This is a genomic window from Nocardioides sp. CPCC 206348 (assembly GCF_048654705.1).
Classification (GTDB): Bacteria; Actinomycetota; Actinomycetes; order Propionibacteriales; family Nocardioidaceae; genus Nocardioides.
Genome location: NZ_JBMCZA010000149.1, coordinates 6,300 through 6,668 on the forward strand (window position 1 = coordinate 6,300; position 369 = coordinate 6,668).

Here is a 369-nt window from a genome sequence, read left to right on the forward strand (position 1 = left end):
CGAGTCGGCCGACGTGCTGTTCGTCGCGTCGATGGACATTCCCGTCGCGGACCCCGACGCCGCCGGCAAGGTGTTCAAGCTGGTCGACGTGCTCGACGACCTCGACGACGTGCAGAACGTCTTCTCCAACGCCGACATCCCCGACGACGTGCTCGAGTCCATCGACGCATGAGTTGGGCGTGTCATCGCCACAACTTCGACGCGCCCGGTTAGCGTTGGGTCCGAACACTTGTTCGGACGAGAGGTGATGACGTGCGCGTGCTCGGGATCGACCCGGGGCTGACCCGCTGCGGCATGGGCGTGGTCGAGGGCTCCGTGGGCCGGCCGCTGTCGCTGGTCGACGTCGGCGTGATCCGTACGTCGTCGCAG

At 66.9% G+C, this 369-nt stretch carries 1 protein-coding gene and 1 pseudogene; both read left to right on the top strand.

What is annotated here, in order from left to right; genetic code table 11:
- The coding region (locus ACOADB_RS10260; RefSeq protein WP_378597974.1) for a YebC/PmpR family DNA-binding transcriptional regulator at window positions 1-172 on the top strand (172 nt) is incomplete at its 5' end.
- An 80-nt stretch (window positions 173-252) separates the two neighbouring features.
- Window positions 253-369, top strand: a pseudogene (locus ACOADB_RS10265) (crossover junction endodeoxyribonuclease RuvC); the annotation flags it as partial.